The organism is Symbiobacterium terraclitae, assembly GCF_017874315.1.
Classification (GTDB): domain Bacteria; phylum Bacillota; class Sulfobacillia; order Symbiobacteriales; family Symbiobacteriaceae; genus Symbiobacterium; species Symbiobacterium terraclitae.
Map to the genome: position 1 here is coordinate 21,791 of NZ_JAGGLG010000033.1, position 21,068 is coordinate 42,858.

Annotated in this window: 22 protein-coding genes; 3 read left to right on the forward strand and 19 right to left on the reverse strand. The window is 66.2% G+C overall.

Going from position 1 to position 21,068, the window contains the following annotated elements:
• Nucleotides 1–20 precede the first annotated feature (20 nt).
• The 3 genes from nrdR to J2Z79_RS15410 all read right to left on the reverse strand — a co-directional run bounded on the left by nrdR (nt 21) and on the right by J2Z79_RS15410 (nt 1,888).
• The gene (gene nrdR, locus J2Z79_RS15400; protein ID WP_209467786.1) at nt 21–473 is read right to left on the reverse strand and encodes a transcriptional regulator NrdR; all 453 of its coding nucleotides are present in this window, start codon (nt 471–473) and stop codon (nt 21–23) included.
• Between the two features lie 105 nt (nt 474–578).
• On the reverse strand, nt 579–1,364 hold the full coding sequence (locus J2Z79_RS15405) for an SIR2 family NAD-dependent protein deacylase (protein WP_209467787.1): 786 nt from the start codon (nt 1,362–1,364) through the stop codon (nt 579–581).
• 71 nt (nt 1,365–1,435) lie between these two features.
• Complete coding sequence (locus tag J2Z79_RS15410; RefSeq protein WP_209467788.1) at nt 1,436–1,888, reverse strand: hypothetical protein; 453 nt, start codon at nt 1,886–1,888, stop codon at nt 1,436–1,438.
• 493 nt (nt 1,889–2,381) lie between these two features.
• Between J2Z79_RS15410 and J2Z79_RS15415 the strand changes: the two genes are divergently transcribed.
• Complete coding sequence (locus tag J2Z79_RS15415; protein WP_209467789.1) at nt 2,382–2,669, forward strand: hypothetical protein; 288 nt, start codon at nt 2,382–2,384, stop codon at nt 2,667–2,669.
• Nucleotides 2,670–2,708: 39 nt separating this feature from the next.
• Here J2Z79_RS15415 and J2Z79_RS15420 read toward each other — a convergent pair whose 3' ends face one another.
• Nucleotides 2,709–3,002 (reverse strand): hypothetical protein, encoded by a 294-nt coding sequence (locus tag J2Z79_RS15420; RefSeq protein ID WP_209467790.1) that lies wholly within the window; start codon nt 3,000–3,002, stop codon nt 2,709–2,711.
• 42 nt (nt 3,003–3,044) lie between these two features.
• Entirely contained in the window at nt 3,045–4,283 is a 1,239-nt protein-coding gene (locus tag J2Z79_RS18600; RefSeq protein ID WP_245302848.1) for a methyl-accepting chemotaxis protein, read from the reverse strand.
• Nucleotides 4,284–4,536: 253 nt separating this feature from the next.
• Here J2Z79_RS18600 and J2Z79_RS15430 point away from each other — a divergent pair, with 253 nt between their 5' ends.
• Nucleotides 4,537–5,643, forward strand: coding sequence for an alanyl-tRNA editing protein (locus J2Z79_RS15430; protein WP_209467791.1), 1,107 nt, complete (start codon nt 4,537–4,539; stop codon nt 5,641–5,643).
• 399 nt (nt 5,644–6,042) lie between these two features.
• Here J2Z79_RS15430 and J2Z79_RS15435 read toward each other — a convergent pair whose 3' ends face one another.
• The 12 genes from J2Z79_RS15435 to J2Z79_RS15490 form a co-directional block, all read right to left on the reverse strand.
• On the reverse strand, nt 6,043–7,569 hold the full coding sequence (locus J2Z79_RS15435; protein ID WP_209467792.1) for an NADH-quinone oxidoreductase subunit N: 1,527 nt from the start codon (nt 7,567–7,569) through the stop codon (nt 6,043–6,045).
• 1 nt (nt 7,570) lies between these two features.
• On the reverse strand, nt 7,571–9,094 hold the full coding sequence (locus J2Z79_RS15440; protein WP_209467793.1) for a complex I subunit 4 family protein: 1,524 nt from the start codon (nt 9,092–9,094) through the stop codon (nt 7,571–7,573).
• A gap of 13 nt (nt 9,095–9,107) precedes the next feature.
• A complete protein-coding gene (nuoL, locus tag J2Z79_RS15445; protein ID WP_209467794.1) occupies nt 9,108–11,156 on the reverse strand; it encodes an NADH-quinone oxidoreductase subunit L in 2,049 nt (682 codons plus the stop codon).
• Between the two features lie 13 nt (nt 11,157–11,169).
• Nucleotides 11,170–11,493, reverse strand: a complete 324-nt coding sequence (gene nuoK / locus J2Z79_RS15450; protein WP_342589512.1) for an NADH-quinone oxidoreductase subunit NuoK — start codon at nt 11,491–11,493, stop codon at nt 11,170–11,172.
• Nucleotides 11,493–12,023 (reverse strand): NADH-quinone oxidoreductase subunit J, encoded by a 531-nt coding sequence (locus J2Z79_RS15455; RefSeq protein WP_209467795.1) that lies wholly within the window; start codon nt 12,021–12,023, stop codon nt 11,493–11,495. Before J2Z79_RS15455 ends, nuoK begins: the two co-directional genes overlap by 1 nt.
• Nucleotides 12,020–12,835, reverse strand: coding sequence for a NuoI/complex I 23 kDa subunit family protein (locus J2Z79_RS15460; protein ID WP_209467796.1), 816 nt, complete (start codon nt 12,833–12,835; stop codon nt 12,020–12,022). The genes J2Z79_RS15455 and J2Z79_RS15460 overlap by 4 nt, the downstream gene beginning before the upstream one ends.
• 19 nt (nt 12,836–12,854) lie before the next feature.
• Complete coding sequence (gene nuoH / locus J2Z79_RS15465) at nt 12,855–14,036, reverse strand: NADH-quinone oxidoreductase subunit NuoH (RefSeq protein WP_209467797.1); 1,182 nt, start codon at nt 14,034–14,036, stop codon at nt 12,855–12,857.
• A gap of 1 nt (nt 14,037) precedes the next feature.
• The gene (locus J2Z79_RS15470) at nt 14,038–15,156 is read right to left on the reverse strand and encodes an NADH-quinone oxidoreductase subunit D (RefSeq protein WP_245302855.1); all 1,119 of its coding nucleotides are present in this window, start codon (nt 15,154–15,156) and stop codon (nt 14,038–14,040) included.
• A gap of 51 nt (nt 15,157–15,207) precedes the next feature.
• Nucleotides 15,208–15,678 carry an NADH-quinone oxidoreductase subunit C gene (locus tag J2Z79_RS15475; protein WP_209467799.1) on the reverse strand — a complete coding sequence of 157 codons (471 nt, stop codon included), beginning with the start codon at nt 15,676–15,678 and terminating at the stop codon, nt 15,208–15,210.
• Nucleotides 15,679–15,742: 64 nt separating this feature from the next.
• Nucleotides 15,743–16,102, reverse strand: a complete 360-nt coding sequence (locus tag J2Z79_RS15480; protein WP_209467800.1) for an NADH-quinone oxidoreductase subunit A — start codon at nt 16,100–16,102, stop codon at nt 15,743–15,745.
• 66 nt (nt 16,103–16,168) lie between these two features.
• On the reverse strand, nt 16,169–16,720 hold the full coding sequence (locus tag J2Z79_RS15485) for an NADH-quinone oxidoreductase subunit B (protein WP_209467801.1): 552 nt from the start codon (nt 16,718–16,720) through the stop codon (nt 16,169–16,171).
• Between the two features lie 213 nt (nt 16,721–16,933).
• Nucleotides 16,934–17,644, reverse strand: a complete 711-nt coding sequence (locus J2Z79_RS15490; RefSeq protein ID WP_209467802.1) for an HAD family hydrolase — start codon at nt 17,642–17,644, stop codon at nt 16,934–16,936.
• 216 nt (nt 17,645–17,860) lie between these two features.
• On the opposite strand from J2Z79_RS15490, the gene J2Z79_RS15495 reads away from it, so the two are divergent.
• On the forward strand, nt 17,861–18,748 hold the full coding sequence (locus J2Z79_RS15495) for a tetratricopeptide repeat protein (protein ID WP_209467803.1): 888 nt from the start codon (nt 17,861–17,863) through the stop codon (nt 18,746–18,748).
• 340 nt (nt 18,749–19,088) lie between these two features.
• On the opposite strand, the gene J2Z79_RS15500 is transcribed toward J2Z79_RS15495, so the two are convergent.
• Both J2Z79_RS15500 and J2Z79_RS15505 read right to left on the reverse strand, forming a co-directional pair.
• Nucleotides 19,089–19,769, reverse strand: a complete 681-nt coding sequence (locus J2Z79_RS15500) for a helix-turn-helix domain-containing protein (RefSeq protein WP_209467804.1) — start codon at nt 19,767–19,769, stop codon at nt 19,089–19,091.
• Nucleotides 19,770–19,955: 186 nt separating this feature from the next.
• Nucleotides 19,956–21,014, reverse strand: a complete 1,059-nt coding sequence (locus J2Z79_RS15505) for a 6-phosphofructokinase (protein ID WP_209467805.1) — start codon at nt 21,012–21,014, stop codon at nt 19,956–19,958.
• Nucleotides 21,015–21,068 lie beyond the last annotated feature (54 nt).

Below are 21,068 nucleotides of genomic sequence, written 5' to 3' on the forward strand. Positions count from 1 at the left end.
CCCCCTATGTAGGATGCGCTTTAGTGGGCCCTGAGCAGCTGCTCGAGCTGCTCACGAAACTCGTTCAGGTCCTTGAACTCGCGGTATACGGACGCGAAGCGGACGTACGCAACGCCGTCGATCGCGCGCAGCGCATTCATCACCCGCTCACCGATCTCCACGGACGGGACCTCCCGGTCCAGCGCGGAGCGCAGGTCCCGCTCGATGTCGTCAACCAGCTTCTCGATCGCCTCCAGTGGCACCGGCCGCTTTTCGCAGGCCTTGAGAATCCCGCCCAAGAGCTTGTCGCGGTTGAACTGCTCCCGACGGCCGTCCTTCTTCACGACGATCAACGGCGGAGCCTCCACCCGCTCCATCGTGCTGAAGCGACGTCCGCAGGAGGTGCATTCCCGGCGCCGGCGTATCGCCTCCTCGTCCGGGGCGTGCCGCGACTCCACCACGCGGGACTCGGCACCGCAGAAGGGACACTTCATCCCTACAACCCCCAGATATAGTGCTCGCACGTCATACTTTACCACTAGATCTGGTGTCGGACAACCTTCCTTGCCTGCCGAATTTCGGAGTCAGCCGCGCGCTGCTCACCCTAGGTCTTCCGTGCGTCGATTTTCGACCCGAGGCAGAATGCCGAGTTCAGACGCGACCGCGGTCAGCACCTGGCCCGCCTTCTCCCGGATCACCCAGCGGGCGTGGCCGTCGAGGTACGTCGGGGTGAGGTTGAGGATGGCCAGATCCGCCCCGGACTGCACAGCCAGCAGGGGAAGCTGGTTCGCCGGTCCCACCTCCAGCGAGGAGCCGATCACCAGGAAGAGGTCGGCCCGCCGCGCCTCGTCGAAGGCCGTCTCGATCGCATCGGGGGGGAGGGGCTCCTCGAAGAGGACGACGCCGGGCTTCAGCATCCCGCCGCACTCCGGACAGCGCGGGATGTCGGCCGCGGTCTTCACGTCGACGTCGATCAGCCGGCTGGGGAAGGTGCGCCCGCAGGTCAGGCAGGAGCACTCCCGCAGCGAGCCGTGCAGCTCGATCACGTCGGGGGAGCCGGCCGCCTGGTGCAGCCCGTCCACGTTCTGGGTGATCAGGCGCTTCACCATCCCCTCCTCCTGCAGCGCGGCCAGTACGCGGTGAACGGGGTTAGGCCTGGCGCCCCAGAGGTGCGAGAAGCGCATGCGGTAGAACTGGTAGAACTCCACCGGCCTCCGCCGCAGCGCGCTGAGCGAGATCAGGGAGACCGGGTCGATGCCCTTCCAGAGCCCGGTCTTCGAACGGAAGTCCGGCAGCCCGGACTCGGTGGAGGCGCCGGCGCCCGTCAGCACCACGGCGTGCTGCGCCTTCTTCAGCGCATGAGCCAGCTCGCGAACCTGTTCCATACACGATCACCCCTTCCATGCTCTTACTTCGACAATAGGAAAAGGCCACCTCTGTTGGTGGCCGTATGGATTCAGGCATTCGTCACGCTGAACTGAGGGCAGGCATCGATGTCGGGCCCGAGGTGATCGCCGGTGGGCCAGCATCCGGCCGTGAGGAAGTCGACCTTCATGCCCAGCAGGGCGCTGCTCACCCGCACCATGTATGGCGATATCGGGTACTCCCCCGCCACCATCTCGTCGATCTCCGCCTCGGTATGCTCCAGATACCGGAGCCAGAGCCCCCAGACCTCAGGAGACCAGGCCGACCGCAGCGTGTCCACCACGAAAGCGAAGCGGGCGGCGGTCCCCCCTTCGACCAGCCGGAGCTTCTCGGCCCCCGGCGCCCGGCGCCAGCGCTCCCGGAACGCCCGCCTTGCCCTCCGCAGATTGACCTCGTCGAGTCCGCTGCGCGCCATCAGTTTGGCGTCCACCAGGGTACGCCCCAGGCGCAGTCCGCTCCCACCGGACAGCCGGCTGTGCAACACCTGCGTGCTCCCCCTTCCGATCCGCTCATCCCGTTCCATCCCCTTAAACGAATATGATGGCGGATCGGTTCGTCACACGCGGCGAATCTTCCGACGAATTTTAGTCGAGCAAGTGACGAATTTTCCCGAGAGATGTTGTCGTTCAAGTGTGTATAGATCGACGAACGGAACGCGGCGTCCCCGGGGCTGATGATGCCGCGCGGCGAGGTCCCGCCGGGCGGCATCCGAGGCGCGCATCCCCTGCCGGCCACCATGACCGTGGCCAGCGGAACGGGGCGGCCCGGGCGCCGAGCCGTAAGATGCGGTCGATCCGGTGCTGCCCTTCGGAGAGGTCGCTGTCGGTGGCCTGTCGCGCGACGGCGTCGCGCGGCGGGTCGATCAGGTCGAACACTGGCGGGCACCTCCTGCGGAGTCTGGCGGTGGCGGGGCGGCTGGACAGCGGGACGAGCCCGGGATACCATGGGTGCAGGGCTGCCGGGGGAGGTGATGCGGCTTGCTGGCAGCGCTGCTGCTCCATCCGGCACAGTGGGTTCTGTCCTTCCTGGTGCTGGACCTTGTCTTTCGTACGGTCGACGTGCGCCCCGGCATCCTGGAGCGGTCGCTGGGCCGCCACCGCAGGCGCTACCGGCTGGCCGCCCTCGCCGCCACGCTCGCCGGCGGCGTCGCACAGGTGCTCCTGGCCGGTCCGTGGGGGCTCGTCCCGGCGGCGGCGGGCTGGGTCCCCTGGTGGCTCCTCTGGCGCTTCGGATGGCGCAAGCAGTTCCCGCACCTGCGCGCGTGACTGGCGGAGGCCCGACCCCGCGGGGTCGGGCCTCGGTGCTCAGGCCTGTCCGACGGTGAACGTGTGCTTGTAGTAGTAGTCCCGCCCGTCGTCCTCCTCGACGTTGAGGTGCGTCCCGTCCCAACGGAGTTTCGTCGTCCCGGTGGCGGAGGTCATCTGCCACTCGCCGTTGGTCTGCAGGTAGTCGAACGCGTCGGCCGCCAGGCTGACCAGTTCTTCCTCGCCGGCGTGGCGGCACGACGGGGCAAAGGTGAGTACCTGCCAGATCTGCGCGAAGAGGGGATAGTCCTCCGGGTCCCGGTGCAGGCTTTCGTAGAGCTGTTTCAGGTCCAAGGCGCGCTCTCCTCCCACCGCCGCTTTGGGAGGTAGTATACCCTACCCCTGGGCGCATTCCATCGCCTTGGCCCGGGCCGCCAGCTCCCCGGCCTGCTTGCCGGCCTCCCGGATGGCCGCGGAGAACCAGTCGGCCTCGGCGAGCTCGCGCGCCGTGGTGCTGTTCTGGTTGGCCAGGCTGGTGGCCCCCTCGACGGCCCGCACCAGCTCGTCCATCTCGCCGGCCGTGGCCGCCGCCCGCCCGCCGAAGCCCTCCACCGTGAGGGAGAGCTGCTCCACCGAGCGCAGCACCTGCACGATCGCCTCACGGGTCGACTCCACCGTCGCCGTGCCCCGGTTGACCTCCTGCTGCTGCTCCTCGACCGCGGCCATGGCCGCTGCGGTACCGGTCTGGATCTTGGCCACCAGCTCCTGGATCTGCTTCGTGGCTTTCCGGGAGCGGTCGGCGAGTGCGCGCACCTCCTGCGCCACCACGGCGAAGCCGCGCCCCGCCTCGCCCGCACGGGCCGCCTCGATGGCGGCGTTCAGCGAGAGGAGGTTGGTCTGGTCCGCCACGGTCTGGATCAGCTTCACGATGGAGCCGATCTCTCCCGACTGCATGTCGAGCTCGCGGATCACCCGCGCCGAGGCGTCTGCCGCGGCCCGGATGCCGGCCATTCCCTCGCCGATCCGCACCAGCGCCTGCTGCACGCCCTCGGCCGCCTGCCGGTACCGCGTGGCCTCCTCCCCGGCCGCACGCGCGGCCTCGGTCATCTCGGCGAAGACCGCGACGACCTGGCGGGCCAGGCCCTGCGTGCGGCCCAGGTCCTCGAGCTGTGCGTGGGTGGCCTCGAACAGCCGCCGCAGGAGGTCGTTGACCCGGCCCGTCAGGCGCTGGATCTCCTGCACCGCCTCCTGGGTCCGCACGGCCTGCGCCGCGAGCTCGCCCAGCGCAGCGATCGCCGGCTCGTCGGATGCCGTCCCTGGCGGCCATGCCGGCGCCCCGGTACGCGCTGCGGACTTGCCGGAGTCCGCATCCGCAGGTGCGGACCCGGCTGCCGCCGCCCCCGGAGCTTCCGCGGCGGCTGCGGACTCCGCCGCTGCCGCGGCGGCCTCAGCGCCTGCGGCAGTGGCGGCGGAAAGCGAGGCCCGGTGGCTGAACCCCACCCAGAGCCCGCCGGCCACGGAGACCAGGAGGCCGGCCCCCCAGAGTGCAAGGCGGCCGGGGAGGCTGGGGGCCCACAGGGAGGAAGCCACGACCGCCCCGGTGATCAGGCTGCTGATCCAGGCGCGCCAGAACAACGGAATCCCTCCAATCGCGCCAGTTGGCGAAACCTTGTTTATAGTGTTATATTGTTCAGCGCTGGAGGTTGCGGTTCCTGCCCATCCGTGGTACGTGCCGGGCCCGCCGCTGTGGTAGAATGGTGGCGATGCTGACGGATCGGAAAGGTGATGTCGGGTGCTGACGCGCAGGCTCTTTCACGAGGATGCATACCGCACCGAGTTCGAGGCGAGGGTTCTTTCGTGCACGGCCGCGGCCGGGGGTTGGGAGGTCGTGCTGGATCAGACGTGCTTCTACGCGGAGTCCGGCGGTCAGCCCAGCGACGCCGGAACGCTCGGAGGGCAGCCCGTCCGCGGCGTGCACCTGGGGGAGGACGGGGCGATCGTCCACCTGGTGGACGCGCCCCTGGAGGGCTCCGTCACCGGCCGGGTGGACTGGGCCCGCAGGCTGGACGCGATGGAACAGCACACGGGCCAGCACCTCCTCTCCGCCGTCTTCGTCCACCTGTTCGGCGCCGACACAGTCGCCTGGCACCTGGGCGCAGAGGCGGTCACCATCGACGTGGAGATGGACGGCCTCACGGCGGACCAGGCCGAGGAGGCCGAGCTTACCTGCAACCGGCTGATCCGCGCCGGCCTCGCGGTGCGGACCCACCTGACCGATTCGGATCGCGTCCAGCAGTTCCCCCTGCGCAAGCCGCCCGCCATCGAGGGCGAGATCCGCGTGGTCGAGATCGACGGCTACGACTGGGCGGCGTGCGGCGGCACCCACGTGCGCAGCACCGGAGAGCTGGGCCTCCTGAAGATCAAGGCCTGGGAGCGCTACAAGCGGCTGACCCGCATCACGTTCCTCGCCGGCCAGCGGGCGCTGCGCGACTACCTCTCCCTCGACCGCATGACGCGCGACCTCGCCCGGCGCCTCACGATCGGGGTCGACGACCTGCCGGGCTGGACCGACCGCACCCAGGAGGAGCTGAACAGCCTGCGAAAGCGGGTGCGCATGCAGCAGGAGCAGCTGCTCGCCATCGAGGCGAAGGAGCTCATCGCCGGGGCGCGCCGCGTCGGGCCGGCGCGGGTCGTGCGGCAGAGCTTCGGCGGCCGGCCGTTCGAGGAGCTGCGGCTCCTGGCCGGCATGGTGGCCGCCGAGCCCGGGTGCGTCGCCGTCTTCGGGACCCGTGGCGCCGTGCCGCAGTTGATCCTGCACCGCGCCGTGGACCTGCGCCTCGACGTGGGGAAGATCATCCGTGAGGTCCTGCCGCTGATCAACGGCAAGGGCGGGGGATCGCCCGTTCAGGCGCAGGGCGGCGGCAGCCGTCCCGAGCAGTTGGAGGCGGCGCTCGACGCCGCGGTGGAGCAGATCGCCCGGGCGCTGGGGCGCTGACGTGCCCGAGGAGGCGCGCTCTTGCTGGTCCCTGCGGGCAGGGCGGCTCGGCGCCGCCGGCGCACACCAGCGGTCATGCTCCTCGTCGGCCGGGCGTGCTCGCTCCGCTGCGCTCGCGCCGGCCTCCTGCGGAGCTTTGAACTGGCGCCAGCAATGCGCCTTCGCCCGCCCTGCCCGAGCCCACGGCGCAGTGACTCGCATTCCAGCGTCGCACTCGACTGGCCACGCTCGGGTGCTGGAGTAGGTGCACTGTCGGTGGCAGCTGCGGGGATAGCCGCCAGGCGGCGAGGCGCTCGCCTGCGGCGCAGCAGCACGTCGACATGAATGAAGAAGGCCGTCCCCCGGAGCCAGCGGCTCCGACGGGACGGCCTTCATGCACGTTGCAGGACCTGCCTCGCCCTACTTGAGCAGCGCCGCCGACTGGGCGGTCCACTGCACGAACGGGTTGGCGAAGATGGTGAACAGGACGACGCCCACCAGCGAGAGGACCACGGTGACGCCGATGGGGCCGCTGCGCTGCAGCGCCGGCTGGTCGCCCTTCTCCAGGAACATGACCTTGACGACCCGGTAGTAGTAGCCCACCGAGATCACCGAGTTGATCGCCATCAGCACCGCCAGCCACACGTAGCCGGCCTCGGCAGCCGCCTGGAAGAGGAAGACCTTGCCCAGGAAGCCCACCGTGGGCGGGATGCCGATCAGCGACACGAAGAAGAGCAGCAGGGCCCAGGCGTACATCGGGTTCCGGTTGGCCAGCCCCTTGAAGTCGTCCACGGCGACCCAGCCGCCCTCCTGGTCCATGTGGGTCAGGACGGCGAAGATGCCGAGGTTCGTCACGGCGTAGGCCATCACGTAGAAGAGCACGGAGGAGATGCCCTCGGCGACCTGCAGGCCCGACGCCGCCACGCCCACCAGGATGTACCCGGCCTGGGCGATGGAGGAGTAGGCCATCATGCGCTTGATGTTGGTCTGCTGCAGCGCCACCAGGTTGCCCAGGGTCATGGAGACCGCAGCGACCACGGCCCAGATGAGCGTCCAGCGCTCCGTGTACGGCGCGACGCCCAGCCCGCCCACGAAGACCCGCAGGATCGCAGCCATGGCGGCGCCCTTGGGGCCGACGGAGAAGAACGCCGTCACCGGGGTGGCGGAGCCCTCGTACACGTCAGGCGCCCAGAGGTGCATCGGCACCGCGGCCACCTTGAAGGCGAACCCGGCAATCAGGAAGACCATGCCGGTGACCAGCAGCGGCGTGAGCGCGCTGCCTGCGGCGGCGACCACGGGGCTGGCGCCCAGGAGGCTCGCCGCGATCTCCGGCAGCCGGGTGGTGCCCGTCGCGCCGAAGATCAGCGAGAGGCCGAACAGCAACACGGCCGAGGCCACCGAGCCGGTGAGGAAGTACTTGAGCCCCGCCTCGTTGGACTTGGCATCCTTGCGGAGGATGCCCGCCAGGATGTACGAGGAGATCGAGGAGAGCTCCAGGCCGATGTAGATGGTGAGCAGATCGCGGGAGGAGACCATGAACATCATGCCCAGCGTGACGGCCAGGACGATCTCATAGAACTCCATGTACGCCCCGCGCAGGAACTTGGCCACGTAGTCGGACGAGAGCAGGATGACCAGGGCGGCGATGCCCAGCAGCACGGCGTTCATGAAGAAGGTGAACCCGTCTGCGATGATCATGTTGCCCCAGTACTCCAGGGGGCGGCGTGCTGCGATGGCCGACTGGATCGTCGGGTCGGTGGCGCTCCACCAGACGGAGGCGAGCGCGAGCACGACGCCGCCCAGCGTAACCCAGACGAGGTTGCGCTTCTCCTTGACGTAGAAGTCGACGACCATGACCACCAGCAGGGTGGCCGTGATGAGCAGGTGCGGGAGGACGGCGATGTAACTCGGGTTGACCAGCTGGCTCCAACTGACTGCGCCCGTCAAGCTACATCCCTCCCAGACCCATCACCTGCGTAAGGGTCTCCACGGAGGCGGCCAGCAGGTCCATGACGGGCTTCGGGTAGACCCCGAAGAAGACGATCAGGACCGCCAGCGGGGCGAAGATGAGCTTCTCCTTCCAGTTGATGTCGGGCAGGCCGACATACTCCTTCTTCGCCTCGCCGAGGAGGACGTTCCGCATGGTCAGCAGGTGCCAGGCCGCCGTGATCACCATGCCAACGCCGGCCACGAGCACCCACAGGCCGAAGGCCGGGTAGGAGCCGGTGAGCGAGATGAACTCGCCGATGAAGCCGGCCAGGCCGGGGAGGCCCAGGTTGGCGAAGGCGACGAAGGCGGTGGCGAACGAGATCACCGGGACGGTCAGGAACATGCCGCCCAGCTTGGTCAGGTCGCGGGTGTGGGTACGCTCGTAGAACATGCCGACGGCGAAGAAGAAGAGGGGCGAGATCAGGCCGTGGGCGATGGTCACGAAGTAGCCGCCCTGCAGGGCCACCTGGGCCAGCTCAGGGCTGTTCACGGCCAGCTTGCTGGCCGCAGCCAGGGCCATGACGAAGAAGCCCATGTGGTTGACCGACGAGTAGGCAACCTGCTTCTTGAAGTCCTTCTGGGCCATGGCGGCCAGGGCGGCGTAGATGATGCCGATCACGCCGAAGACGAAGACCAGGTCAGCGTACTTCGTGGCCACCTGCGGCAGCAGCGGGTGGCTGATGCGCACCATGGCGTAGGAGCCCAGCTTCAGCAAGATGCCGGCCAGCAGCATCGAGATCGGCGTGGGGGCCTCGACGTGGGCGTCAGGAAGCCAGGTGTGGAAGGGGAACACCGGAACCTTCACGGCGAAGCCAACCAGCAGGGCGAAGAAGGCGAAGGTGGTCAGCCCGGTGATCGGCAGCTGCGAGGTCTCGGCGGCCATCCGGAGCAGGTTGAAGGTACCGACGTCGGTGACGACATAGAGGTAGATGGCGCCGACCAGCATGACGGTCGAGCCGATCAGGGTGTAGAGGAAGAACTTGATCGCCGCGTACTCACGCCGCTCGCCGCCCCAGATGCCGATGAGGAAGTACATCGGCAGGAGCACGATCTCCCAGAACACGTAGAACAGCATGAAGTCCAGGGTGGCGAAGACGCCGTTGGTGCCGGTGGCCAGGATCAGCAGCAGGATCAGGTAGTCCTTCACCCGGTTGTTGATGTACTTGTACGAGGCCAGCACCGCCAGCGGGAACAGCAGGGTCGAGAGCAGGATCATGGTGAAGGCGAAGCCGTCCACGCCCAGCGTGTAGTGGACGCCGATGGCCTCGATCCACGGCACGTGGGTGACGAACCGCATGCCCTCGGCGTACGGCTCGGTGGAGACGGGTGCGCCGGCCCACTGGGCTGCCAGGATCAGCGACAGCACGAACGGAATCAGGGTGCCGATTCCCGCGAGCCAGTACAGCAGTCGCTCCTGCGTCTTCGGAACGAAGAGCATCAGCAGGGCGAAGACCAGGGGAACAAAGATGATCAGCGACAGCATCCCCGACAGCCTCCTATCTAATGACCTGGACTAGGACCACGCCTGCCACCAGCATCGCAAAGAACGTCAGCATATACTGCTGCACGTAGCCGGTGGAGAGCCTGCGCAGGGCGGCACCCAGCGCACGGGCGATGTCTGCCCACATGGTCACCAGCGCGTCCACGACATGCTTGTCGAACCAGGCCGCCACTTCCGAAGCGTACACGGAGACCGTGCCTGCGAGGTTGACGAGTCCGTCGACCACCGCGCCATCGAACCAGGCAATCGCACGGGAGGTCGCCTGCGTGGTCTTGATCGCCACCAGATCATAGAACTCATCGACATAATACTTGTTCCGAAGCAAGCTGTAAACTGGCTTCAGCCTGGCGATCCAGACTGCACGGCTCTCCGGCTTCACCACGGCGTAGAGGTACCAGCCGAGGAAGATGCCGATCAGACCGGCCGCCGTGGCCATTCCCGTCACCATCAGCTCGGTGCTGAACTCCACGTGGTGCTCGAGCCCGGGCAGGTGCAGGAAGTTCTGGATGAAGACCATCCACTCGGCGTGGGTGAAGTGCTCGAAGAGCGGCGTGCCGAGCCAGCCGAAGAGCGCCGCCGGGACGGCCAGGATCACCAGCGGGATCGTCATCGCCGAGGGCGACTCGTGGGCGTGCTCGTACAGATGCTCATCCCTGGGCTTCCCGAAGAAGGCCAGGTAGGTGGCCCGGGTCATGTAGTAGGCGGTCAGGAAGGCCGTGGTCAGGGCCATGATGAACGGGAGCTTCGCCGCCCACTCGGGAACGGCCGAGTTGTGCCAGGTGAAGGCCGCCAGCAGCAGCTCGTCCTTGGAGAAGAAGCCGGAGAAGCCCGGGATGCCGGCCAGGGCCGCGTAGCCCACCATCCAGGTCCAGAAGGTGATCGGGATCTTCTTGCGGAGCCCGCCCATCTTGTGGAGCAGCTGGTTGTGGTGATGCGCGTGGATCACCGAGCCGGCGGCCAGGAAGAGCAGCGCCTTGAAGAAGGCGTGGGTCAGCAGGTGGAAGTTACCCGCCGTCCAGCCGCCCAGGCCGATGGCCATGATCATGTAGCCCAGCTGGGAGATCGTGGAGTACGCGAGGACCTCCTTGATGTCCCAGCGCAGCGTGGCGATCGAGGCGGCGAAGAGCGAGGTGAAAGCGCCGACGAAGGCGACCACCGCGAGCACCCACTCGGGCACCCAGCCGTAGATCATGAAGGCGCGGCCGACCAGGTAGACGCCGGCAGCGACCATCGTCGCGGCGTGGATGATGGCGGAGCCCGGCGTGGGACCGGCCATGGCGTCAGGCAGCCAGGTGTGCAGCGGGAACTGCGCCGACTTGCCGATGGCGCCCGTGAAGAGCAGGAAGGCGCCGAGGGCCAGGAGGCCCGCCATCGCCGGATCCTTGACGAGCTCGGGCACCTTCTCCGCCAAGCCGGCCCAGGTCAGGTCTCGGGCGGCGAAGAAGATGATGAAGATGCCGACCATCATGCCGACGTCGCCCACGCGGGTGGTCAGGAAGGCCTTGATCTGGCCGTACCGCGGCCAGGCCTGCTCGTACCAGTGACCGATCAGCAGGTAGGAGCAGAGGCCCATGATCTCCCAGGCGACCAGCAGCAGGAAGAGGTTGTCGGCCATCACCAGCACCAGCATGCCCATCGTGAACAGGTTGATGGCGCTGTAGAAGCGGGGGATCCGCTTGTCGCCGTGCAGGTAGGCGCTGGAGTAGAGCTGGACGCAGAAGGAGACCAGCGTGATCATCGGCAGCATCAGGGCGGTCAGGTTGTCGACCTGGAAGCCCATGTACATCTCGTACGGGCCGAAGTCCGCCCAGTGGAAGAACGCGTGCCAGGCCGGCTCGGTGTTGAAGAACACCTCGCCCGCGTGGTGCGGGTGGGCGACCACCGCCGCCAGCACGACCACGGACCACAGGAAGGTCACCAGCATGCCGCCGGCGCCCACGACCCAGGCACGGTCACGCAGGACGCCTGCGAGCGCGGCGATCGTGACGGAGACGGCCAGGGGGAGCGCAGCGATGACCCATGCGTTGTTCAGGAAAAAGTCCACGCTGTCAACCCTCCTAACCCTTCAGCAGTGTGGCCTTGTCGACCTCGACGACGTCGCGGTTGCGGACCATGGAGAGGATGATGGCCAGGCCGACGGACGCCTCCGCCGCAGCCACCGTCATGATGAACAGGGTGAGAATCGGAGCCCGTGCCGCCGTCTCGGGGTTGGCCTGCCAGTAGTAGCGGCTGAAGGTGATCAGGTTCAGGTTGACGCCGTTGAGCATGATCTCGACGAACATCAGGATCCGGACGGCGTTCTTGCGGGTGAGGGCGCCCCAGAGCCCCAGCCCGAACAGGAGGGCGCCGAGCCCCAGCGGGTAGTAAATCGGCAGCTCCACTACGACTCCGCCTCCTTCGCCGTCAGGATGATGGCGCCGATCATGGCGATCAACAGCAGAATCGAGGCGATCTCAAACGGGATCACGTAGGTGGTGAACAGGTCGGTGCCGATGGCTTTCACCGTCACCACCGACCGCTCGCCGCCACCGGCCGGCAGGTTGGCCGTGGAGTAGAGGTAGAGCATGAAGGCGGCGAAGATCGCGCCCACCACCAGCACGAACGGGTTGGAGCGCCAGAGCGTGACCCGCTCCCGCTGCTGCTGCTTGATGTCCCGCAGCCCCGAGAGCATGATCGCGAAGATCACCATCGTGGTGATAGCGCCTGCGTAGACCAGCACCTGGATCGCCGCGATGAACTCGGCCTGGAGCAGGAGGAAGATCCCGGCGACGGCGGTGAAGGAGAGTGCCATGAACAGAGCGGCGTGGGTGATCAGGGCCGCGGTGACCATCCGGTAGGTCGAGACCAGGGTGACCACCGCGAGGATGATGAAGGTCCAGAACTGGCCGCTCATGAGCAGGTCTGTTGTCACGGTTGTCCGGCCCCCTCCCCGTCTTTGCTGGCCTCCGCCGCAGGCTTGGCCTCAGCCGCAGGCTTCGTCTCCTCAGCAGGCCTGGCCTCTGCGGCCGGCTTCGCCTCAGCAGCAGGCTTGGCCTCTGCCGCCGGCTTCGCCTCAGCAGCGGGCTTGGCCTCTGCAGCAGGCGCATCCGCCGGCTCCTCCTGCGTGCGGAACTGCGGCTTCAGCTCGGGCACGTAGCCCTTGGGCAGGGGCGGCCGCCCGAGGTAGCCGTGCACGTCCTGGATGTCCTCCTCGGTGGCGTTGGTGAGGCCGTGGAAGACCCAGGGCGGCGTGCCGGCCTTCTTCTTGGCGTTCGGATCCTCGGCCTTGGAGTACTTGAGGCCCAGCCGCAGGAGGTCCTCGAACTCGAAGACGAGGTTCTCGGGCTCCACCTTGCAGAGCTCGTAGTCCATGCCCATGACCAGCGAGTCAAACGGGCAAGCCTCGACGCAGAGGTTGCAGAGCATGCACCGGGACATGTCGATTGCAAACCGGTCGGAAACCTTCTTCTTGGTCTCCGGATCCTGGTGCCATTCGATCGTGATGACGTTCACGGGGCAGGCCTCCGCGCACTGCATGCAGGAGGTGCACTTGTACTCGCCGGTGAGCAGGTCGGTCTTCTGCACCGGAATGCCCCGGAACCACGGGGGCACGTCATCCTTCACGTCGGGGTAGAACACCGTGATCGCCGGCCGGAACATCATCTCGCGGAACGTGATGTTCAAGCCGGTTACGAAGGACTTGCCTGCGCGCCACGCCTCCCCGACGAAGTTGGTAACGCCCATGCGGGATCACACCTCCCTACTAGAGCCACCAGCCCAGCAGTCTCAGGGTAAAGGAGCCAATCGTGATCGGCAGGCCATCGAATGCAACAGCGACGTACCTGAGGGTGCCGGTCAGGAAGATGTTGAACAGCGAGACCGGCAGCAGGAACTTCCAGCCCAGGTCCATCAGCTGGTCAATGCGCACACGGGGCAGCGTCCAGCGGATCCACATGGCGAGGAAGACGAAGAAGTACGTCTTGAGCAGCAGCCAGAAGACGCCGGCGATGTAGTTGAGCACGGTGCTGCCCATCGCGGCCACGCCCCACTCGTAGACGGCGGTGCCCACCGGGTTGGCGAAGGCGCCGAAGCCGTTCAGCAGGTTGCCGAGGCCCGCGAAGACCTGACCCAGCGTCGGCCCGCTCCAGCCGCCCAGGAAGAGGGAAGCTGCGATGGCCGACCAGGCGGCGAGGTGGATGTACTCGGCGAGCATGAACATGGCCCAGCGCATGCCGGAGTACTCGGTGTGGTGACCGGCGACGAGCTCCTGCTCCGCCTCGGCCAGGTCGAACGGCGCACGGTTGAGCTCGGCCAGCGAGGCGATCAGGTAGACGAGGAAGCCGATGATCTGCGGGAACAGGAACCAGCCGAGGAAGCCGCGCTCCTGCTGCGCCAGGACGATGTCGGAGAGCCGCAGCGAACCGACCATCATGACCACGCCGATGACCGACATGACCATGGTGATCTCGTAGGAGATCATCTGGGCGGCGCCGCGCATGGCACCCAGCAGGGAATACTTGTTGTTGGAGCCCCAACCGGCCATGAACGTGGCGATCACGTCGTAGCCGGTGACCGCGGCGATGAAGATGATGCCGATCTCAAAGTCCGTGGCAATCAGCTTGTCGCCGAAGGGCACGATCAGCCAGACGACGTTGGCGGAGATGAAGCCGATAAAGGGTGCGATCAGGTAGAGCCACTTGTCGACGTTGTTGGGCTGGATGTACTCCTTCACCCACAGCTTGAGCAGGTCTGCGACGGGCTGAATCCAGCCCCACAGGCCGACGCGCCACGGGCCGACGCGGTTCTGGATCCACGCGGAGAGCTTGCGCTCCAGCATGAGGCAGACGAAGAAGTGCAGCAGCCCCATGATGAGGATGACGGTGCCCTTGAGGAAGCCGCCGATCCATACCTGTGCGACGGGCGGAAGGCTGTTCCACCACTCCATGCTACCGGTCCACCTCCCCGAGCACGACGTCGATGGAGCCCAGGATTGCGATGATGTCGGCGATCTTGTGGCCGGGCACCAGGAGCGGCATCAGCTGCAGATGCGTGAAGGCCGGGGACCGCCACTTGACCTTGTACGGGTTGGCGCTGCCGTCGGAGACCACGTAGCACGCGACCTCGCCGCGGGCACCCTCGATGCGGTGATACACCTCGCCCTTGGGCGGCTTGAGGACGCGCGGCACCTTGGGCGCCATCACCGGGCCCGGGTTCTCGGCCAGCCACTGCAGGCACTGCTTGACGATGCGGGAGGACTGGAGCATCTCCTCCTGCCTCACCCACCACCGGTCGAAGCAGTCGCCGTTCTGGCCAACCGGGATGTCGAACTCCAGCCGGTCGTAGATGGAATAGGGCAGGTTCTTGCGCAGGTCCCACTTCACGCCCGAGCCGCGCAGAACCGCGCCCGAGGCGGAGTAGGCGACAGCCTGCTCAGGCGTCAGCACGCCGATGCCCTTGGTACGGTACTGGAAGATGCGGTTGCCCGTGACCAGGGCGTCCCACTCGGGGTAGACGTACGAATCGAAGTAGTTGATGAAGCCCCAGATGGTCTTGTCGGACTTATCCTCGCCGTCCTGCGGCGTGCCGATGATGCCCTCGGGCAGGTCGTTGCGCACGCCGCCGATCCGGAGGTAGTTGTAGAGCATGCGCCCGCCGGTGATCCGCTCGAAGATGGAGTAGATCTTCTCACGGTCACGCCAGCAGTACAGGAAGGGCGTCACGGCGCCCAGGTCCATGGCCATCGAGCCCAGCGCCAGCAGGTGCGAGGTGATGCGCTGCAGCTCGGCCATCAGCACGCGGATGTACAGCGCCCGCTCCGGCACCTGGATGGCGTCGCCGAAGAGCTTCTCCACGGCCTCGACGTAGCACTGCTCGTTCAGCAGCGCGGCGAGGTAGTCCGTACGGTCGGTGTACGGGATCACCTGCGGGTAGGTCTTCTGCTCGGAGAGCTTCTCAAAGCACCGGTGGAGATAGCCGACGTCGGGCTCGCACCAGGTCACCTGCTCGCCGTCGAGCTTCACCATGAGGCGAAGCACGCCGTGGGTCGAGGGGTGCTGCGGGCCCATGTTGACCAATAGCTCTCTTGTCCGTTCCACGTTTACACCTCCGCACCGGGCCTACTCGGCGAAGCGGTGCCGCACGAGCCGCGGGCGCTTGGGTCGCCGATCGGTGAAGTCCTTCAGCAGCGGATGGCCACCCTGCCAGTTGTCCGGGAGCAGGATCCGGCGGTGGTTGGGGTGGCCCTCAAAGCGGATGCCGTACATGTCGTAGGTCTCCCGCTCGTGCCAGTTGGCGCCGGGGTAGAGGTTGGAGATGGACCAGATGCGGGCGCCCGTGCGGGGCAGGTCGACCTTGATGTGAATCGAGCGGGCACCGACCTCGGCCGGATCGATGCGCGCGAGGCTGGTGACGAGGGTCAGGCGGTCCTGCCAGTCGATGGCGGACACGACGCTGCAGTACTTGTAGCCGGCATCATAGCAGGCGCGCACCGCCTCCTCGTACCGCTCCCTGGGGACGAGGATCTCGGTGTCGCCGTTGACGTGCGTGGTGAACTGGGCGTCAGGAAAACGCTCCTTCAGAAAGTCCAAGCGGACTCACCCCCTGGAGTACTCTGGACAGCGAAAGCGGGGCAGACAGAGGTGCGTTGGCGGGTCATACCCAGTGGAGCACACCCTTCTTGTACGCGTAGAAAAGCCCCGTCGCCAGCACCCAGAGGAAGAGGAACATCTCGATCAGGGCTCCGGCACCGAGGGTATCAAAGACGACAGCCCACGGATACAGGAAGATGGCTTCCATGTCGAACACGAAGAATGTGAGTGCGAACACATAATAGCGAATATTGAAGTTTACGAGTGCGTCGTCGTAGGGCAGCTCGCCGCATTCGTAGGTCTCCAGCTTCTCGCCCTGGAAGGGGTTCCGGGGCGCAAAAAGCTTCACAATCCCGTAGTTCATCAAGGTGAAGCCGACGGCAACGATAATGGTCGCCACCAGGTCAACGTAGGAATAGCTCACCGGGCAAAACCCCTTTCACCGACCTCCGGCCAAAAGGCAGGGCAAACGGCCCTGCCCCCTGTGACGCTAACCCTTCGTAATGAGGCCGCGCTTTCCGGTCTTGATCATCTCCTGGATCTCCATGAGGCCCTGCAGCAGCGCCTCAGGCCGCGGCGGGCACCCCGGGACGTACACGTCGACCGGAACGACCTTGTGTACGCCGTCGACCACGTTGTAGGTGTCCCAGTACGGGCCACCGTTGGAAGCGCAGGCGCCCATGGCGATGACGAACTTGGGCTCCGACATCTGGTCGTACAGACGCCGGACCACGACCGCCATCTTCTCGTTAACGGTCCCGGCGACAATCATCACGTCGGCCTGGCGGGGCGACATGCGCATCGCCTCAGAGCCGAAACGGGCGATGTCATACTTCGAACTCGAAGCAGCCATCATCTCGATCGCGCAGCACGCGATCCCGAAGCCCAGCGGCCACGTGGAGTTGCCGTATCCCCAGCCCAACACCTTCTTGATGACGTTGGGCAGCTTGCCTGCGATGACGTTCTGATTGACCACATCGACCTCGGACACGACGACGGGGTCGTTGAGCCAATCGAGCTCCTGGGCTTTGGTCTGGCTCATTGTGTCACCTCCTCGCCCGTGGACTACTCTATTAGCACTATCCCTTGGACCATGAGTCGCAGGACCATGAGTCGCACGCCAATGCCCATTATACGGTCTGGTTTCTTCAAGAGTCAACGACGATAGGGTGCGAAGGGGCTATAGCCAACAGGCAGGGCGGATGAAAAAGCGTTATCCCGTTGATGCAGGCCTCGCATATTGACCACAAATTGACTACAGCCCTGCAGCCAGGAGCGCGCGCAGCGCCGCCAGCGTGCCGGAGCGCCCTGGCGGCAGAGCCAGACCTTCCCTGTCGATCAGGTAGTCGGTGACGAAGAACACGTCGATGCCGAGGCCGGCCGCCGCCCCGTCCTCCTGGACGTCGTTGCCCACCATGAGGCACTCGCCGGGCGCCCTCCCGATGCGCTCCAGCACCTCCGCATAGTATTGGGGATGGGGTTTGCACGCATGCATCTCCTCGTAGACGGTGATCAGGCGCCAGGGCAGGTCGTCCACCTCGATCCAGCGCATCCGCTCCTCAATGGCCATGCGCGGGAAGAGCGGGTTGGTGGCCAGGACGACCTCGTATCCCCGCTCCAGGGCGGTCTCCACCACGGAGCGGGCGATGCCTGGCAGCCCGGTGCAGGTGGAGCGCAGGGCGGGGAACTGCTCCCGGTAGAACGCGTCGAAAACCGGCATCAGCGCCTCCCGGTCCACCCCCACCCGGGGAAAGAAGGCGTTGGCGAAGACCTCGGCGTTGGTCAGGCCGGGGTCAGTGTTGCGGATCATCTCGCCGGTCGCCGCCCAGACGTGTTTCACCAGCTCCGCGGGCGGCACCAGGTGACCGGCGTACGCCCCTAGCGCCCGCATGTACTGCCGGACGAACGCGTCCGTGTCGATGGGCAGAAGGGTGCCATCCAGATCGAACAGGATCGTCTTGATCAAGAGGTTCACCTCATCGTTGTGCTCATGCCTGGGGTAATTGGGCGCGCAACCGCCGAGTCCCTGCCTGGAGCGTGTCAGAGCCGATGTCGAGGCGAGTGTCGAACGGTTTACTGGCTATGTGGGTGTGCAGCCTCTTGAACTCCACCCCTCCGATGACTATCATGGGTGTAGACTGAATGGACTGATGTTTCTGCTAATTATTTGGAGGGATGCTCGTTGCCGCTGTCTCGCCTGAGGCACCTTCTGGAACAGCAGCAGTACCGTGAGGCCCGACTGGAAGGAGAGCGCCTGATCCACCAGGGAACGCTTACCGCCGAGGAGCTGGCCCGGGCATACAAGGGCACTGCAGTCGCTAGCTACTATCAGCGGGACATATTCGCGGCAATCAAGCTGGGAGAGTATGCGCTGACGGCAGCCGAGCAATCTGCTGACCAGGAGCTGATCACCAAGTGCCGGTACGACCTGGCAGAGTATTACGCTGTTCTGGGCGATTACCCCCGGGCATGCGACCATCTGCTTACCTGTCTCAACGACCTGCAGTACACACCCGGCCTCGTCGAGCTAGAGGCACGTGTGCACCATAACCTGGCGCTAATCTTCCGTTACCGGCGCCAGTACGATGACGCGCTGGGTTCGCATCACCTGGCCGTGGATCTGCTTATGCGCTGTGGCAACTGGCCGCTATTAATGGAAGGGATGCGCGGTATCGTCTACTGCCACCTCGCCCGGAAAGAACCGGAGGAGGCCCTGGCATACATTCAGAACCTGGAACAGTTGCTGGAAGAGCATCCAGACGATCAACTGGCCGCCAGCCTGCTCACAGACTGGGCTTACTATTACCAGCAAACCGGCGACCTGAAGCGCTCCATGCAGTACTGCACGGCCGCGCTCTCACCGGGCAGCCCCGGAGTCGATGACCACGTACTGGCGACCGCGGCGGTCATCGCCGGCGAGAACGCCCTGATTCTGGAGCGGTACGAGGAGGCCCGCGTCTTCGCCAACCTGGCGGAGCACTACGCCCTCGAGGCGAGGCAGGCGGCGCTGATGAACCGGGCAACGGCCCTCCGGCGCAGGCTGCACGAAATGGGATATGTCGACTCGTAATCGCGATGCCTGGTGGCCTTTGGGCCACCAGGTAATCGGACACACTCTTGCCTACAGATTATTCCGGGTCATGACAAGTTTTCGCAAACCCGCAATTCGGGTTCGGGCGCAGAAAGCAAGAAGAGACCCGGTACCATGTACCGGGCGCCCGAATGAAAGAACCGCATTCCCATGGAAGGGGGAGAAGTATGCGTCGCATCCTGATCAGCCTGTTCGTGATGGCCAGCCTGCTGGCGATCGCAGCGACGGCGTTGGCCGAGCCGCGGACCGCTGGACCTACCATTTGGTAAGACACTGTTCACGTACACCGGGGCCTGTCCTCGCTGCAGGAGGACGGGCCTCAGTCCTTGTTGCCCTGAGACCGCCCCCGGATCATCAGCACCAGCTCCTCCGGGGTGATCCGCGCCTCGGCAGCCATCGAGATCGCCTCGGCGTACTGGATCATCTGCGCCGGGGTCACGTCCACCGGCGCGCTCTCCATGCGGCCCCGGGCGTAGAAGGAGAGCGGGATCCCGGTGATGGAGACCATCTGGGCCAACACCATCGGACCCACCTCGCAGTAGCCCGCGATGATGTCGTTCAACGCCCGGACCGACAGCCCGAGCTGGTAGGCCACCACCGGCCGGGTGAAGATCGTCGGGAACTGTTCGCACAGGAAATCGACCACCCGTGCGAAGCGCTGCTCCACCGTCTCCAGTTCGATCTCGTTGCGGACCCGGGCCGGAAGCGCCTCGTACCAGCGTGCGAAGCGCTGCCCCACGGTCCAGGCCTGCCCTCCGATCAGCAGTGCGGCCCGGTCGTCGTACGGCGGTGCGTGCACCTCCCCCAGGATGAACGCAACGCTGACGCCCAGGGCCTTGGCCAGGCGCCCCAGCGCGTCGATCGTCGGGTTGACCTTGGCGCCCTTCTCCAACTGCGAGATGTACCCCACGGCGAGTCCGCTCTTCTCGCTCACCTGCTGCAGAATCATCCCCTGCTGATTCCGAGCCCAGGCGAGCCTTTCCCCCATGGTGCTGTGCACGGTCGACTCCCCCCCTTTGCCAGGCGCTTGAGTCGTTGCCGGAATAAGGGACTCAGTTTGATTCTAGCAACAGGGGGATATCCGGTCAATAGTTTACAGATTATTTTGTGTTTCGCTTACAGATTAAAAGCGTCCCCTGGCCGGAGGCCGGGGGACGCCCTTGCACAAGCGTATGTGAGAATCGTCCTATGCGTCGCCGAAGCTGATGCCGATCGCCCTGGCCGCCCGGACCAGCTCGCCGTCCACGGGTACCGGCCGCACCTTGCCGCCGACGTCCTTGATCGGGACGTGGGTGATGATCCCGTTCTGGAGGACCACCACCTCGCCGTAGGTCCGGTTGATGGCCAGTTCCGCCGCGGCGATGCCGTACCGGCTGGCGAGGATGCGGTCGTAGGCCGTCGGGCTGCCGCCCCGCTGCAGGTGGCCCAGCACGGTGACCCGTGACTCGAGCCCGGTCATCGCCTCCAGCCGGGTCGCCACGTACTGGCCGATGCCGCCCAGGCGCTTGGGGTCGTGGCTGCCGGCCACCGTCTGCTTGACCACCAGCTCGCCCTCCGGCGTCCGGGCACCCTCGGCCACCACGATGATGGAGAAGGGCTTGCCCGCCTCGCGCCGCTGGTTGACCTTCGCCGCGACGGCCTCGAGGGTGAAGGGGATCTCCGGGATCAGGATGGCGTCCGCGCCGCCGGCGAGGCCGGAGGCCACGGCGATCCAGCCCGCGTACCGGCCCATCACCTCGAGCACCATCACGCGGTGGTGGGACTCGGCAGTGGTGTGCAGCCGGTCCAGCGCCTCCGTGGCGATGCTGACCGCGGTGTCGTAGCCGAAGGTCTGGTCGGTGGCGTGCAGGTCGTTGTCGATGGTCTTCGGCACGCCGATCATGGGCAGGCCCCGCTCGACGCACATGGAGGCAACGGCCAGCGAGCCCTCGCCGCCGATGACGACGATGCACTCGAGACCCAGCGCCTCCGCGTGCCGCACGCAGTCCTCAAAGCGGTCCTCCCCGTGGAAGTTGAAGGGGTTGTCCCGGTTCGAGGTGCCGAGGATGGTGCCGCCCCGGGGAAGGATGCCCGAAATGGCCTGCCCGTGCAGCACCTGGAACTCGCCCTGCACAAGGCCCTTGTACCCGTTGCGGAAGCCAATGACCTCGATCTTCTCGGCCTGGAGCCGCTTCACGAGCGCGCGGATGACCGCGTTCAAGCCCGGTGCGTCTCCGCCGCCTGTCAGCACACCGACACGCCGCATACTCTGACCCTCCTATTATAGAACGATGAAGTGCAGAAATCGTCTTTGTTCACC